This window comes from Oribacterium sp. P6A1, assembly GCF_000702885.1.
Classification (GTDB): domain Bacteria; phylum Bacillota; class Clostridia; order Lachnospirales; family Lachnospiraceae; genus Oribacterium.
On the sequence record NZ_JNKO01000001.1, the window covers coordinates 82,676 to 99,597 of the forward strand.

12 protein-coding genes are annotated in these 16,922 nt (G+C 42.4%); 3 read left to right on the top strand and 9 right to left on the bottom strand.

Annotated features, from left to right (window positions below; translation table 11 throughout):
* Nucleotides 1-57 precede the first annotated feature (57 nt).
* Entirely contained in the window at nt 58-1,221 is a 1,164-nt protein-coding gene (gene fliB, locus T515_RS00370; RefSeq protein WP_036606339.1) for a flagellin lysine-N-methylase, read from the bottom strand.
* Between the two features lie 203 nt (nt 1,222-1,424).
* On the opposite strand from fliB, the gene T515_RS00375 reads away from it, so the two are divergent.
* Nucleotides 1,425-2,486 carry an anthrax toxin lethal factor-related metalloendopeptidase gene (locus T515_RS00375; protein ID WP_036606340.1) on the top strand — a complete coding sequence of 354 codons (1,062 nt, stop codon included), beginning with the start codon at nt 1,425-1,427 and terminating at the stop codon, nt 2,484-2,486.
* A 79-nt stretch (nt 2,487-2,565) separates the two neighbouring features.
* On the opposite strand, the gene T515_RS00380 is transcribed toward T515_RS00375, so the two are convergent.
* The 6 genes from T515_RS00380 to T515_RS00405 all read right to left on the bottom strand — a co-directional run bounded on the left by T515_RS00380 (nt 2,566) and on the right by T515_RS00405 (nt 11,943).
* Nucleotides 2,566-3,237, bottom strand: coding sequence for a zinc ribbon domain-containing protein (locus T515_RS00380; RefSeq protein WP_036606341.1), 672 nt, complete (start codon nt 3,235-3,237; stop codon nt 2,566-2,568).
* A 285-nt stretch (nt 3,238-3,522) separates the two neighbouring features.
* Nucleotides 3,523-6,111, bottom strand: coding sequence for an FAD-dependent oxidoreductase (locus tag T515_RS18125; RefSeq protein WP_155988216.1), 2,589 nt, complete (start codon nt 6,109-6,111; stop codon nt 3,523-3,525).
* Nucleotides 6,112-6,411: 300 nt separating this feature from the next.
* Nucleotides 6,412-6,915, bottom strand: coding sequence for a NusG domain II-containing protein (locus T515_RS00390; RefSeq protein WP_036606343.1), 504 nt, complete (start codon nt 6,913-6,915; stop codon nt 6,412-6,414).
* Between the two features lie 41 nt (nt 6,916-6,956).
* Complete coding sequence (locus T515_RS00395; RefSeq protein WP_036606345.1) at nt 6,957-7,844, bottom strand: hypothetical protein; 888 nt, start codon at nt 7,842-7,844, stop codon at nt 6,957-6,959.
* Between the two features lie 203 nt (nt 7,845-8,047).
* Entirely contained in the window at nt 8,048-9,457 is a 1,410-nt protein-coding gene (locus T515_RS00400) for an alanine/glycine:cation symporter family protein (protein WP_036606347.1), read from the bottom strand.
* A gap of 164 nt (nt 9,458-9,621) precedes the next feature.
* Nucleotides 9,622-11,943 (bottom strand): ATP-dependent helicase, encoded by a 2,322-nt coding sequence (locus T515_RS00405; RefSeq protein WP_242839291.1) that lies wholly within the window; start codon nt 11,941-11,943, stop codon nt 9,622-9,624.
* Nucleotides 11,944-12,121: 178 nt separating this feature from the next.
* Between T515_RS00405 and T515_RS00410 the strand changes: the two genes are divergently transcribed.
* Entirely contained in the window at nt 12,122-12,787 is a 666-nt protein-coding gene (locus T515_RS00410) for a hypothetical protein (protein WP_036606349.1), read from the top strand.
* Between the two features lie 61 nt (nt 12,788-12,848).
* Here T515_RS00410 and fliD read toward each other — a convergent pair whose 3' ends face one another.
* Together fliD and T515_RS00420 are read right to left on the bottom strand one after the other, a co-directional pair.
* The gene (gene fliD, locus T515_RS00415) at nt 12,849-13,883 is read right to left on the bottom strand and encodes a flagellar filament capping protein FliD (RefSeq protein ID WP_036606351.1); all 1,035 of its coding nucleotides are present in this window, start codon (nt 13,881-13,883) and stop codon (nt 12,849-12,851) included.
* A gap of 267 nt (nt 13,884-14,150) precedes the next feature.
* Nucleotides 14,151-15,731, bottom strand: a complete 1,581-nt coding sequence (locus T515_RS00420; protein WP_036606352.1) for a glucose-6-phosphate isomerase — start codon at nt 15,729-15,731, stop codon at nt 14,151-14,153.
* A 179-nt stretch (nt 15,732-15,910) separates the two neighbouring features.
* Between T515_RS00420 and T515_RS00425 the strand changes: the two genes are divergently transcribed.
* A complete protein-coding gene (locus T515_RS00425; RefSeq protein ID WP_036606354.1) occupies nt 15,911-16,873 on the top strand; it encodes a carbohydrate kinase family protein in 963 nt (320 codons plus the stop codon).
* Nucleotides 16,874-16,922: the final 49 nt, after the last annotated feature.

Consider the following 16,922-nt stretch of genomic DNA (forward strand, 5'->3'; position numbering starts at 1 on the left):
AAGAAAAAGAACCTCCCGGTGATTATGATATTTTAATCATAATTCCAGGAGGTTTTTTCAGCCTAACAGAAAATCGGCATAGCCGAAATCCCATACAGGAGATTCAAAACTGTTTGTAAGGTACTCTTCTATGTCCGATGCATCATAACCTGTGAGTCTTGATATGAGAACTATCATGTCTCTTACGCTTTCATAAGTCAGTTTATGATCGGGAGTCATAGTCCATGTCAGATATAAAGCCTGCAGTATGGAGGCATATTCCATCATCATCCATTCAAATTGAAGAACCATATCCCTGAGATCCATACCGGGTATCAAAAGATTTGAGAAGGTTTCAGATACAAGATAGTTTCGGAGCAGCTTCTCATAAGTTGATAATAATTCATTGAATTTATCAGTATTGTCATATAAAAAGGACAGGGATGCCTCTCGGAGAGGCTTGAGAAAACCGGTGTAGCGACCTTCCGATGAGTAATTCTCTGTTATATCAAGGAATAGCTCATTTCTTTCATTCATGGAGTCTTCTTCATTTCTCTCAAGCTTTTTTATGGATTTTTTTAGTTTTATTATTGATTCAGGATCTGTATAATCTTTTATGTCATCTATTGAGTCTTTATTATAGATGTCCAGTAATATGAAGAATGCTGTAAGTAGATTCGTGCGGTTGTCAGAGCTTTCATCAGATAGGTGAAACATCATGAGATCTCTTGTGAGCTTGAGAATATCATTCACAGACCCACATTTAAGTGCTTCACCATCCTTGTAATCAAGACCTGTGAAGTTCAGAGTCTCTTTTTCATTCCAACGGTCAACTATCTCCGGGCAGCATGAAACCAGAGCCTTTTCAGTTCTATCCGGGAACGCATGGTTTTCTCTCGGGAATTCATGACAGGTGACGGAAAGCATCTCCTCTCCGTGTTCTTTTACGAGACGGCATAGATGATCACAATCGAGGAAAGGGCATTTCATATCAGGTAAAAGACCGATGACATCCGTATCATCGACTTTTTTTATAAACTGACTTAGAGAGCTGTGTTCACTGAGACCGGATGGCAGTCTTCCATTCTGCTTAAGATCTCCCGGAGCTGTTACGGAACGCCATTTCTTTTTTGTCTGACGGTCTACGGATATTTTCCATTCCTGACAGCAGGTAAAGGAGCACTCACCTCCTATACAGTGAAAATCATCATAGTAGTCTGGCTTGATTTCTATTGTTGACATAGGACTCACTTTCTGTTTAACAAATAAATAGACATTTCAATAAAGTGTCATAAAATGAACACAAATTAGTATTATAAATAATTAATATATAATAATACAGTCGAATCATATATATGGTCAGGCTGTTATCCGGTGTCTCCCGGATGATCAAAAATCAGGAACCGGACAGAACTTTAGAGTTCTGAGCTTTTAGGAGGATTAAATTGCTGAGCATTAATATAAAAAATTTAAAAACAGGGATTCTCGCCGGCTTTTTTACGGCTGCCATGTCTATTGCTGCCGGAAACCAAAGCTTTGCAGCTATTCCTTTGGCAGATCTTGGATTTACCGCCAACAGTGAGCAGATACAGGCTGTTACATATCAGTATAATATGATTCCGGCTTCCATACGTCAGTATTATGAGGATTCAGGCAATAAGATTTATTTTTTTGAGACATCTGAAACCATAGATGATCTTTTGGGGGCATATTCCGGTCAGGAGGGACAGCAGGCTAAAATCATTCTTACAAACAGGGATTACGGCGGTGCAGAAGCCATAACCCACGAGATGGGACACTTTTTTGACGATATCTGTTATACCGATGAGGGAACATCCGTAAAGACTATGAGATTCAGAGACATAGTTTTTTATATGACTCAGGATGGAAAAAGATACATCTCCGACACCGATGAGTTCAATCGCATTTATCTGTATGAACGTAAAAATGCTCCGGTGACCAAGTATGAGAAGACAGATGCCAATGAATACTTTGCGGGCTCTTTCGGTCTTTACTGCACAGATCCCGATACTCTCATGACCTATGCACCATACACTTATGCATATATAGATAAGCTGGTTAATAATTTCACAAATATTTATCCTGCATCGGCAGAGAATATAGCTCTGACTGTCACTATGCCGGCAACTATAGATGAACTTACAGGAGGAGCTACAACCTCCGGAATCTATATAGCAAACGGAAATGCTTATACTGCTCATGCATCAAATTCAGAGTCTGTATCCACCTTCCTGGGCGGCAATGTCAGCCAGATTTCGGGAGTCACTTCTCAGGGAGTTTCTTATACCGGCTATACCAATGTGGATACTTCAACAGAAGCAGGTGCTGCCAATGCAGGTCAGCAGATTCAGAATGCCACTGCAGCTGCACAAAACGGTGAAGGAACTACAACTGTTGTAAATCCTGACGGCTCCATCACAACCACAACAGTAAAACAGACGGAATACGGAACCATGGTTTCTGTTGTAAGAGTTTATTCAAACTGATTCAACTACATAGAATTAAATATTTAAAGTGAGGGTCATGAATTTTGAACCCTCACTTTTTCCCGATAAGGCCCGATTGTCAGATTGCATTTGTCTCGGTTAGTACTCTTATATCCATTGTGAACATGACACTCAGTATAAGCAAGGTGAAGATCACTGTATGAACCATAGGATATATGGCTTTTCTGTTCATACCCGGAAGCTGTTTTCTGTCCCAGAGACTGAGTATGGGAAGGAAATATGTCATATACACAAACTTTTCGCTGTAAACCAGTCCTTCCATCATTTCCGGTCGCTTATTAAGTTCTTTGATGTCATGATATCCGAAAAAGAAAACCAGAGCCTCATATATCATAAATGTGTTTATGAGATTAAAGTTAATATCATTTCTTAGTACAAGAAGATGATATAAGAGGGCCAGTGTTCCCGGGACAACTGCCTGAAGCCAGGCATACTTCTCTCTTTTGAACTCGCTGAGAAAACCATGTGACGATGTACTCCTAACAGAGTCTGATGCTGTAAAGCTGTCCCTGCTTTTCTGATTACCTTTCACAGAACCAGAAGAAGCTGTCTGGTGAGCTCTTCTTTTTACTGTTCTTCCGCATCCCGGACAGCTGTCTCTGTCATCCGGCACTTCACTTCCGCAATTTGTACAGACTCTCAAAGGCTTTATTTTGATTATAGGTGTATAACATTCAGGACAATTTCTTGAATCATCGGGAATGATGGAACCGCATTTAGGACATTTCATATTTTACCTCCATGGGTCAGACACGAGGAGGATTCATCTCTGTTCGTATCTGACCCATCAAATTATTTAATGAGTTTACTTTCAAACTTTATTTCACTCATGACGGTATCATTGGCCATCACTGAATCGTTTTGCATTTCCTGCTATAGCGATTCCTCCACATTATACACGTACAATCAGGTTTAGTATACAATCGGGTATGTAAAAAAAATAAGGGAACGTGCTCCATGGCACGTTCCCTTAATATTTTATCTATGTGCTTTAAATTTACCAATAAGTTTTCAATTACTTATTATCAGCTGTTACAGCCTTAGCTGCTGTACGTCCTGATACGAAGATTTCTGTGATAGCGTTACCGCCGAGACGGTTACCACCATGGATACCTCCTGTAACCTCACCTGCTGCGTAAAGTCCATCGATAGCCTTACCGTCCTTGTCAAGTACATGACGGTCAACATCAACAGAAATTCCACCCATTGTATGGTGAGTTGAAGGAGCCATGAGACGTACACGAAGCTTAGCGTCATCAAGGTTGTATGTATCAGCCTTGTATGATCCGTCAGCGTTCTTCTCTGCATCACCGATAAGTGCTGAGAACTGCTTCTTAGTAACATCCTTAGGCTGCTTTCCGTTCATGATAGCCTGGTCGTAGTCCTTGATTGTTTCGATTACAGCATCAGCATCAGTATCGAAACCAATCTCCTTGAAGAGATCTGCAAGCTCACCGATAGTTCTTACATACTGTCTTCCCTCTACGTCCTCATCCTTGTATGGATATGGTCCAGGAATAGGAACAGCAGCGTTAGCAATCTCGATGAATACGCCCTTGTGACCCTTCCACTCGATACCGTTCTTGAACTCACCAAGTGAAAGAACATCACGCTCAGATGTCTCATCTACGAAACGGTTGCCTGTTGTAGGATTGATGTAGATAGCATAATCTCCGCCACCGAAGGCAAGATCTCCGTTGTCTACCCATGAAATAGGCATAAGCTGTGTGAAGCCTTCACCGGTTGTAGCTGCACCGGCTGCCTCAGCCATCTTGATACCATCACCCTGAAGTGATGAACGGTTGGTTGTCTCAAGCTTATCGTTAAGGAACTCGCTTGACCAGTACTCATTTGTATCTACAACCTTTGCAATGTTAGCCGCAAAACCACCTGTTGCAAGGATGACACCCTTCTTAGCATGAGCTGTTACAGGTGTTCCATCGAACATAGTAGCCTTAACGCCTGTTACACGACCGTCCTCTACGATGAGCTCATCAGCAGTTGTACGAGTCATGATCTTGTTAGCTTCGTTAGCATTCTTGAATGAAGTCATAGGCGCCATGAAGTATGTTCCCCATCTTCCGCCGTACTCTTCTTCCTTGCCATCACCGTCAGCATCAACATTAGCACCGATGAACTGGTTCTCTCTGTACCAAAGAGCACCGATAAGTGTAGGCTGTGTATCCTCAACAAATGTTGAACCCATAGACTCGAGCCATGGCTTGATATCCTGTCCATCTGTGATGAACTGTGATACGAGATCTACATCACCATAGATCCATGAAGACTTGTCAGCACTCTGACGAAGTCCGCCATAGTATGTCTGGAAAATATGAAGGTTGAGTGTTGAGAAAAGTGTAAGGTCTGACTCAGGAGTTCCTGCATCAAGCTTAGGCTGTGCCCAGTCAAGATAAGCCTGGATCTCCTTCTTAAGAGCCTGAAGTGTAGGAAGGTAATCCTTAACAACACCATGCTTTGAAAGCTCTTCGATATCACCGGCTACATACTCGTGATCCTTGTAATAGTCAGCATCGAATTCATCCTCAGACCAGTTAAGGATAGTCTTTAACTCATCGATACATCCCTGAACTGACTTAACCTTGTTGTACTCGTTGCCGTCGAAGCCCTTGCCTGTTGTTGCATCAGGATTCTTCTCATCCCATACAAGGTAAGGCATAACTGACTGGTACTGACCACCTGATACAAGTGTGTTACCACCGACCTCGGCGTTCTTCTCGATTACGAGAACTGTGTTGCCGTCCTGAGCTGCCTGAGCTGCTGCGGAGATACCTGCTCCACCTGCACCTACTACAACTACATCGTAACTCTCTTCAACAGCATCCTGAGCCTTAGACTCGACTGTGTTGGATGTGAAGGCATCCTTGTTTGTTACCTTCGCCTGATCAGCTGCATCATTAACAGCTTCCTTAAGAGCTCTTGATGAGAATGTAGCACCTGATACACCGTCAACGCCTGTACCGTTTGCTTCGATGATCTGTGGGATGAGGATGTCGTATGCAACATCACCTACGTGCTCAGTCTCCTTTGACTCCTTAACTTCGATTGCTGTTACCTTGCCATCATCAAATGTAACGTCAACAGCGATATCTCCGTTATAGCCTGTTCCCTTACCTGTGTAAGTTCCGGCTGTGAAAGCGAGTGCTGCATCATTTGGAGCTGTAGCCTCGCCCTTCTTTGCAGCCTCGATTGCTGCGGCTGCGGCTGCCTTAACACCGTTTGATGTTAAAGTTGCACCTGAAACACCATCGATCTCGGATGACTGCTTATCCTTGATCTGAGCTGCAAGCTCTTCAAGAGCTGCCCCACCTACAGTCGGTGTCTCATCCTTACCTTCAATCTGAACATCAGTGATCTCAGTATCTGTTGTTGTAACAGTAACAGTAACCTTACCACCGAAGCCCTGATCTGAACCTGAATATGTACCGGCAACAAAATTACCGGCTGCGGCAGCTTCAGTAGTTGCAGCTTCAGTAGCTGCTTCTGTTGCGGCTGCAGTTGTTACTTCAGGTGCCTGCTGTGATCCGCAGGCAGTCATTGATGCTGCAAGGCCCACGGCCATTGCGCCTCTAAGAAATTTTTTCATTTTGCCTCCTTAAAGCACCCATAAAATACGATTCTATTTAAGCATATTCAACAATAAAAAACAAATTGAAAGCGGTTTCAATGTGGTTAAAAATATTAAATGATATTTCAGTGTCATTTTAATGCACATTTTCTTGCCGAAATGATCAATAGTGAGGATTTTTTAGGCTGTTTTTGCCTGTTTATCAATAGCTATACAGTATAGTCCCATGCATTTATATCCATAGCCTTACTGATTTATCGAATTAAAAAAAGCGGTATGTTCTGAAACAAACCGCTTTTGAAACATCATGTAATCATGTCACTGTATAACTATGATAAGTCCGTGTGGAAGGCATGTGATAGGAAAATCATAATCGGTATCCGTCATCTTTCCGATGGATACACAGATCTGGTTGCTGCAGTTGGACTCTATTACAGATACCGAATTATCCTTTACCTGCATGAGATTGATGTGATGCTTTGTCTCCAGTGCTTCATCACCCATGGATTCAAGGGTTGTACCCTCAGGTACCTCTGAAACAACACCATCCTTTATCATATAAAGGGCATCCTTGGAAAGTGGCGCTTTGAAAATCTCACGATCAACATACTGTACAACTACCTGAAGTTCCTTTTCGGAAGCTTCCGTAGCTTCCGTACTTTCTGTTTCCGCAGAACCCGAAGCTCCTGAAGTGGTCTCAGAGGGTTCTTTATGCTTTGAACTGTTTCGCATATATGCTGTAAGACCGAAGCTTAACAGAATAAGTATAAGTATAGCTGCGATCAGGATGATATTACGTTTCTTGTTTTCTGATTTCTCCATTTGGATAAGTACTCCTGCTTTAAAAAACTTTAGGCATTATCTTAGCACAACTTTATGTCCTGAATCAACATGGTGTATTTTCTTCTCTGTTCCGGAAAGAATGGCCATTCAAGAGTTGATTCCATAAGTTCAATCTCTCCTCCCGTGTATCTTTTTCGTACATCCTTTATACATTGCCATGCACCTTCGGAAGGATTGTTCGGGTCGTATTCCGAAGAAAACAGTACACGGTATTTTGAGGCTTGAAGTATGGCTGTGTTCATCAGAGGTATAAATGAATCATCCACATCCCTCAGGTGATCGTGGAAGGGATCGGGATCCACAGGTCTTCCGCCTAAGAGCTGTTCTGAGACATTGCCGGCAAGGATATGCCAGCTGTAGGACAGGATGCTCCAGAGCTGGCTGTGAAGTCCCGCCGCAACCACCATATCGTAGCTTTTTTCCGGAAGGATCACTCCGAAATCCTCCGGACTTTTCCTAAGGGATTTTTCCAGAATTTCGAATTCTTCAAGAGACCGCCGGATGAAATCAGCTTCAGTAAGTGTTCTTCCCTTTTCCACCAGATACATATACAGTCTGTTAAAGAACCTCTCCGTCATTTCCTGGGTAACCCCGGTGAGAGTACATTCCTTTATGTGTATCTTATGACAATGCTCCTGTCCCTGATTCCTGACCCCGACCCTGACACTTTCGCTGTCCAGATCTATCAAGTCGATATGGGAGAAATGCTTCGCGAGGCGACTGAGATTAAGATCATTACAGGGACCTGCGCCGAGAATGGCGAGGGTCTTATGATCATCCCATGAAGAAGCTCCTTCTGATTCTTCAAATCGAAGTATCCTGTCGGTGAGTTCTCTCCTGTACTCCTTCCAGTTAGTGTAAGCATCCGGTATGCTGAATTCGTTTTTTATACTTTCAAAAATATTCATAGACCTTATTGTAATGATATAGACCCCGGAAGTCTACGGTTCATTTTATTCCGGGAAAACTGTTTACCTGTTCAATGCAATCGAGTAGGGCGGATTTCATCCCCCCACTCGATGACACGTTGGCCTTCAAATGAATACAAGTATTCGCCTGAAGGCCGTATCACGCATAATAAAAGGACCTGCATTTCCGCAGGCCCTTAAAATCAACCGGCTTTTTCTGTTACCGGCTTATATTCTTTTTTCTTAATATAGTTCTGTTCATAATCCTTAAGGGATCTTACTGCTTCCTTTGACATAGGCACCAGTGCAATAAGGTTAAAGATGGTCATAAGACCTATACCTACATCACCGAGGTCCCATACGAAAGTATATGCCGCAAGGCAGCCGATGAAAAGATTAACAAGCGCAACAGCTTTATAAACTGTCTGTGATTTCCAGTTATCTCCGAAAATATATGCTACATTTGATCTTGCATAGAAAAGTATTCCAAGGAAGGTTGAGAAACAGAACAGCCAAAGAGTAATAGCTATAAAGATAACTCCCGCTTCCCCAAAGTGGTATCTCATAGCCGCCTGAAGAAGATCCATTCCTCCGAGACCGCCTGTGTACTCTTCCGGTGCAAGCAGCATTACAAATGCTGTGCAGCTGCAGATGATGATGGTATCGATAAAAACTCCCAAAGCCTGAAGTAATCCTGATTTTACAGGATGGTCCACATCTGCGCTTGCAGAGGCGCATGGAGCTGATCCTGAACCTGCTTCGTTTGAGAAAAGTCCTCTTTTTACACCATTCATAAGAACAGCTCCGAAACCTCCAGCCAGGGCCTGACGTGCTCCGAAGGCTTCTCTGAAAATCTGTGAAAATACAGAGGGAAGACCTGAAAAATTATTAATAATAACAAACATAGTCAGGAGAATGTAGAATCCTGCCATGACCGGAACTATGATATCAAGTACCTTTACAGTGACATTTTTCTTTAAAACTATGTATGCTCCCGGAATGCAGAGAATGATGGCTGTTGCCATAGGAGGTACTGAAAAAGCATTCTCAAGAGCCGTGGAAACAGAGTTTCCGATAACCTGGCTTATGCCGCACCAGCAAAGAAGTCCTGATAAGGCAAAAAGTATGGCCATGATACTTTTCTTCTTTTTACCTGCGAAGAGGTGGTGTATGTAGTATGCGGGACCGCCCCTGAAACCTCCGTAAAGGGGATCCTTTTCTTTGTACATCTGGGAAAGTGTTGCCTCAACAAAAGCAGTGGCAGAACCGATTATGGCTGTGACCCACATCCAGAAAACAGCTCCTGCTCCACCTGCTGAAACTGCAGCAACCACACCTACCAGATTTCCCATTCCGACACGGGTAGCTGTAGAAACTATGAGGGTCTCAAGTCCTGATACGCTGCTCTTCTTATCACTGTCTTTTTCGGATGCCACCCTGATCATCTCAGGAAGCATACGTACAGGCAAAAACCTTGTAATAACCATACAGAAAAGACCTGCGGGGATTAAAAGAAGAACCAGTAAGGAAAGACCTAAAGAAGAGCCTCCGGGAAGAGGTATAGTAATGATGTCACCCCAGAGGAAGTTGTAAATTAATTGAAATAACTGCATTTTATAAAAACCATTCCTTTATTTTATTGCCTTATGAAATTATACACATTCACTTTAGAAATGCAAAGCGTAACAGTGTAAAGTTTTCAAGTGTTTAGGAAATATATTTAATGATATTTATAAATCTGATTTAATTATATTTATGGAAAAAGCTGCCCTGTATGTCAGAGCAGCTTTAAGAGATCATGTGAGTACAGAAACATCAGCTGGAAGGTTGCTTCTTTACCGCTGTCAAAAGCAATGGTTACTTTTCGTTTATCTATTGATACCACGGTACCTTCGCCATTTTTTATATGTTTTACTCTCACACCTTTATATAAAGAATCCACAAAATCCCTGTAATCCGATTCGGAAAAGATCTTCTCTGATTCCGTGTTCCTTTCACTGTAAGCGTGAGGCGTAAACAGTGAATACCGTGAGTTATTCCGGGAGTATCCGGAATTCTCCGTAAATAATTGGCCGAAACCTGTTTTCGGGCGGTCATTATTCCCAAAACCGATTCCGCTTCCAAAAGAAAAACTCCGGTATTGATTTCCGGCGGAAACATTGGCAGAAAATCCGGAACCGGGGCTGTGAGAAGGGCTATGGTTGTAACCTCGGTCCAGAAGCTCATTCAGGAATGTGGCATCTTCATTTTTGTATTCAAATATATTTAAATTGTTTTTTGCTCTTGTAACAGCAACATAAAAGAGTCTTCGTTCCTCTTCAAATATCTCAAGCTGTTCACGGTCATCTCCGCTTGCAGCTTTTCTTATGGAACTGCTCTTCCAGGCGATGTCCGGAACCTCCTGAGGAAAGATGCCGTCCATAACATCCATAAGGTATACGGTATCATATTCGAGACCCTTACTGCTGTGGATGGTTGACAGAATGAAAGAACATTCAGGGTCGCTGTTTTTCTCCTTAAGTATAATCTGAAGATCTTTAAGTCTTTCAAGAAGATTAAGAGGACTGTCTTCCTGGTAGGACAGGCTTTTCAGAATAAAAAGCTTGCTCTCACTTATTTTGTTTCTCTCGAGATACTCGTTATATCCCATTTGACGGGTTATGCGTCCTATAGCCTGATCCGCCTTGTCATCAAGGAGATTTTTGAGATTTGCCCTAAGTTCCAGAAGATTTGTTTCTGTCCCTTTTGGCAGCTTACAGAAACTTAATGCCGCATCAATGATGGAAAGCTCATGTTTCCTTGCCTGCTGACAGGCTTCTGCTGCCAGGGCTTTCGACAGGTAGGTCTTCATTTTATAGTAGATCTGGAAAAACAGTTCATCGTTTCCGGGATCAGCCGCAAATTTTATGATATTGGATATGTCGTTGACGGTTCTGTGGCTGAAAAAGCTAAGGTCCATGTTTTTTACTCTGTAGGGAATATTATTTCTTTCCAGAAGGTCCACAAGAGGAAGTATGCTTTCATTATCCCTGTATAGAACTGCTGTTTCTGTCCGGCAATCTTTAGCTGCCTTCATAAGATAACTGTACTGTGCGCTTCTGCTTTTGATTGAAATGGTGTTTATCGCACCCTTACCGGAACGTTTCGTGAACATGGTCTTTTTATGCCTCAAAACGTTTTGAGATATGAAATGCTCAGCACTGTCAACTATGAATTTACGTGATCTGAAGTTTTCCTCCATAAGAAGAACCCTGGCATTTTTGTGTTCCTTTTCAAAGTTAAGAAGTGCATCCGGGTATGCTGCACGGAAGCCGTAAATGCTCTGATCCTCATCTCCCACCATAAAAAGATTGCCGCTTTTTTCGGCAAGCAGACTGATGATTGCATGCTGTATTTTTGAAGTATCCTGTGCCTCGTCAACTAAGATATATGGATACTTAGACTGGAAATAATCCAGTGTTTCCGTACTTCTTTTCAGGATCATCAAGGCGTAAACCATCTGGTCATCATAGTCCATAAGCCCCCGGGTCCGCATCTCTTCCTGATACATACGGTATATTTCGGAAATCTTCATTTCGCTTGTATCATCAAGAGCCTTGATTTCCTCAGAATCCAGCATCATATTTTTTATGTATGTTATGAGGGTGCGAACATTTTTCAGGTCACTTTCCGTTGCAAATTCATTCTGAACACTTCTGTATATAGTCCCCAGAAGTTCTGAGGTCATTTTGTCATCAGTAACGAGATTGAAGGCACTTTTACCGATCTTTTTACCGAAATAGTTAATGATTCTGGCACAGACTCCGTTTATGGTACGGAATTCGAGTCTGTCTGCATATTCAGGACCAAACAGACTTCTGAATCTTTCGGCCATATCCCTTGTGGCTGCAACCGTATAAGTAAGTGTCAGTATCTGTTCAGGAGGTACGCGCTTTTCATATATCATGAAGCCAAGTCTTGCAACAAGGACAGTTGTTTTTCCTGATCCCGGTACAGCAAGGAGCAGCACGGCTCCGTCGGTTTCATTCACCGCCAGATGCTGCTGTTGTGTGAGATTTATATCATGTTCCTTTAGGTAATTGTAAAAATTCATAGCCATCAATATACCATAGTTTAACTTCTGTACTCAAGTGATGTTCTGATATCAACTATTGATTCTCAAGGCTTTTATATAGTTTTCAGCTTATTTTAATAGATTTTTTTGACGAAATTCTCTTATGGTGTGATGCTGCATCTCAATTTGATGCATGGCTGTTTTTTTATGAGGATAAACAGATATGAGAATCAGGACAGGAATTCTTCTTCAAAGCATTGTTTTTTTAATTATTCTCTCACTAAGTGCATGTTTCAGTCAGGAAAGAAAGTTCAACAGTGTCAATGAAAAAATGGATGTGATGATGTCTGAGATAAAGGCAGAGCCAATAGTTATGAGGCTTGATGATACCGCCGGTGCATCATATATATTCTATGAAGAAGGGCTTTGTGTACTTTATCAGCCAAGTCATTACAATAAGACCATTAACATCGGCTACAAAAAAGATGATTTATGGTATACCTATGGATTTACAATGAGCGTCAAGGCTGATAGCTACCATTCTTTTACTCCAAAGGTTCCCGTAAACGGTGAAATGATGTACAGCACTTATATAAAGCCATTCTTTGATGTGACTGTGGTATCTGAGAACAATGAGGAACAGACTATGGTCGTATCTCTGGAATTCGGAGGCGTAAGAGAAAACTGGGATGCTGTATTCAGCAATAAAAGTTTTGCAGAGTACAGACGTGTAACAGCTCCTACAGATGTATATATGTACTACTCCGGAACCAAGGACTATAAGAATGTTGTGGAAGCCATCGCAGGTGAAGTAAGCGATGCAGACAAATCCATGGGAGAATTATTTAAGAAAAAAACAGAAAAAATACTTAACAGTAAGGTTAAATAAGATAAATGAAAGGGAAGGTCTCAGACCTTCCCTTTCAAATGTGTCGTGCACTCAGATGAAATCATCCGAGAAGATTCAACATGGAACCTACTGAATAAGAATTTGAAATACTGTATGGCATACTCCTTGAGAAGTCATACATCAGATTAAAATAGTTCCGACCGATATCATCACCTGAAAGCAGTGAGGACAATCCTCTGCTTACGGCTGAAGCCGATGTGGAGGTCCCGACGATGCTTGAAACAGATTCCGATAATGTGGTCCTTGCTCTCTCACCTAAGGTGGTTGCGATACCGTACTGACCACCGATCAGTTCACGTGTGGTATCGTAATCATTTTCGAGAGCACTTCTTAGTCTTGTCTCATCTAATTTGAGGTCACCGTTCTTATCATAAGATAAGCCTACCATACCGAGTACGGTTCCGTTGGCGATCTTTCCTGACATACGTGAAAGCTGACTCTGTACCCCCGATCCGAGATTCTTTCCTGCGGAAAGTGTCTCCATGGTATTGTTATAAGCTTTCACCATATCCTTCATAGCCGAGACAATGTTGTCTTCATCAACACCGGTGTAAATGTTTGTGGTTCCGGTACCTTTCAGCGTCAAGGTCGCATCAGCATTGTCGAGCTTGATGGTGTTGGACGCGGAAGTATACTGTGTGGTTCTGCCGTTCTCTGTTATGGAATAACGTGCCGGCTCGTCTTTAGTTGCGAGGTTCTGAACATTGACTGTAAAGTCTTTGGACTTTCTGAGAGAATTCGTTTTGATCTCTGCAACTGCCTCATCAGAGGATCCTAAAGTATACTGTGAGAAAACATTGCCGGATTTGAAATAATTCAAATTATCCGCTGCTTTTTCTGTATTCTTTACATCACTTTGATATGCACTGAGAAAGGCCTTTGTTTTGTCAACACCGGAGGAGGAAGCGGCTGTAGTATTCTGTGTGCCGAGGAACGAGCTGATCCTTGGTGTACTGCCGTAAGCTGATGCCTGATTGATACCGTACTGGTAACGCATCAGCTGGTACATATTGTTAAGATAGCCCGAATTGTAAAGATCATATGAGCTTATACCGCCGATAGCACTTATAGACATCTTTTGCCTCCTTTCCCTGGATAGTAGGTATATTTCCTTATATACCTCATTGTGTTTTCACAAACAGGATAGTCTAAAAAATATAGACTTCTCTATAATTATGGTATCACAATTCTTTTGAAAATACCCTGTGAAAAATACTTTTATTTAAGGGGTTTGAGGCTCATTATTGACTCTTTTTAAAAGAAATATTTTGCATAAAAAACCACCATCCCAATACATCGATTAGGACGGTGGCGATATAAACTAATTATGTGAATGTAATAATCAGATGTTCAGAAGCCTGCTGTATGCTGCCAGTGCTCCATCTGTCTCGTGGGCAAGAACCTTCTTTGCAAGAGTCTTACCGAGCTGAACACCTTCCTGATCGAAGCTGTTGATGTTCCATACAAAGCCCTGGAACATTACCTTGTTCTCAAAGTGAGCAAGAAGTGCGCCAAGTGCCTTGGGATCAAGCTCGGAACCGACAATGATGCTTGAAGGACGACCGCCCTTGAAGTTCTTATTCAGGTTCTCGTCAGACTTTCCGCATGCAAAGGCAACGATCTGGGCAGCAACATTGGCACAAAGCTTCTGCTGGCTGGTGCTGTCCTGAATATCAACATCATTTCTTATCTGGCTGTTTCTGAAGCCTATGAACTGAAGCGGAACGATATCGGTTCCCTGATGAAGAAGCTGATAGAAGCTGTGCTGTCCGTTTGTTCCAGGCTCACCGAAGATAACAGGTCCTGTAACATAGTCTACAGGCTCACCGAAACGGTTTACAGACTTTCCGTTTGACTCCATGTCAAGCTGCTGAAGGTGTGCAGGGAAACGGCTTAATGCCTGTGAGTATGGAAGAACCGCTGTGCTTGGATAGCCCAGTACATTTCTCTCATATACACCGATAAGTGCATCAAGCATTGCAGGGTTCTTTAATAGATCACTCTCAGCTGAAAGCTTGTCCTCTTCTGCTGCTCCCTGAAGGAAATCTGCAAATACCTTTGGTCCGAAGGCAAGTGAAAGAACAGCTCCGCCTACTCCTGATGTGCTTGAATAGCGTCCGCCGATGTAATCATCCATATAGAAAGCTGTAATGAAATCATCGCTATGTGCAAGAGGTGATGTCTCTGATGTAACTGCGATCATGTGCTTTGCAGGATCGAGTCCGGCCTTCCTAAGTGCATCCATAACGAAGGACTGGTTTGTAAGAGTCTCAAGTGTTGTTCCGGACTTTGAAACAAGGATAAAAAGAGAATGTGCTACATCTATTGAATTAAGTACGGATGAGGCATCGTCAGGATCAACATTGCTGATGAACTTTGCTTCCATCTTGAAGGTGTCATGCTTCTTAGCCCAGTTCTCAAGTGCGAGATACATAGCGCGGGGACCTAAGTCACTTCCGCCTATACCGATCTGAACTACTGTAGTGAACTTCTCGCCGGAAGCATTGGCAATCTCACCTGAATGAACCTTTTCAGCGAACTCTGCGATACGCTTCTGCTCGTTCTCATAAAACTCACGCTTATTTACACCGTCAGCCATTACATCTTTTCCAAGCTGACCTCTTGTGAGCTGGTGAAGGACCATACGCTTTTCACCGGTGTTGATAACTTCGCCTTCATAAAGAGCCTGATACTTCTCTGTGAGCTGAGCTTCCTCTGCAAGCTCCTTGAGAGCTGAAAGGATATCGTCATCAACTTCCTTCGAAGCATAATTGAAGGTAAGACCTGCTGCCATAGGTACAGAGTACTTGCCGACACGCTCTGCTCCCTGTGCGCCTGACATGGCTTCCACAAGGTTAAGACGCTTTACTGCCTTAAGCTTTTCATAGGACTTCAGTGTATCGAGATTGTTCCAGTTGATCATTTAGAGATTCCTCCTTTAACCATACACATATGTATAATTTATCTTTAGACTTTGATAAAAAATCAACGTTTATATTATCACCTTAATTGTGGCAATTCGCAAGAAATAATTTTTGATTAAAACAGGTATTTAGGCTACAATTTACCGTGATTCTAAAAGACAATGATTGGAGATTTGTTATGCTGAACAAGAAACTGCTTATCATAGGTTCTACATGTGTGGATGTCATCATAAAGCTTGATCATCTTCCTGTAACGGGTGAGGATATGCATCCTGAGTGGCAGCATTTTGCCATGGGGGGATGCGCCTATAATGTAAGTCAGGTTCCCTATGGATGCGGTTTTGATGTTACTCTTCTGACTCCTGTGGGAACTCTAGGTGTATACAGCGGTTTTGTCAGGACAAATCTTTTGAATCAGGGTATAAAAGGACCTGTAACTGTTGAAGGCGCCGGGAATGGATGCTGCTACTGCTTTGTTGAAAAAGACGGTGAAAGAACCTTTGTATCCCTTCACGGGGTGGAATACAGTTTCCATGAATCATACACGGAAAAGTTAAAGAATCATAGTTTTGAATATACCTATATCTGCGGGCTCGAGGTTGAGGAAGAGACAGGGTATGAGCTGATTGAGTGGCTTGAGAATCACGTAAACCGTGTATCATCAGATTCCGACGGAATAGATGCCGGCACACTTGTATATGCCCCCGGGCCGAGGGGAGTCAATATTTCTCCCGACAAAAATGAGCGTATTTTTGCATTGAAACCGGTTCTTCATTTGAATGAAGATGAGGCTATTGCTTTAAGCGGTGAGAACACTCCGGAGGCAGCAGCTTCAAGACTTCAGAAAAAGACCGGAAATCTGCTCGTGATAACAATGGGAGAAAAAGGGGTTCTCTGGATGGAAAAGGACGGATCACTTCACAGGATGCCCTCACGAAAAGTTACTGTGAAAGATACGATAGGCGCCGGTGATTCTCATTGCGGTGCTGTTATTACCGGGCTTTCTATGGAATGGAATATGGAAAAGACCATGTCCTTTGCCGGTTTCATATCCGGAGAGGTGGTCAGCAGAGAAGGAGCCGTGCTTCCCTCTAAGGATATCAAGAATATTTTTGATGATTTAAGTTCCCATATAGATTAAGTAATAAATCAAAAAAAACATCAGCCACCGTTAAATTATAACATGGCTG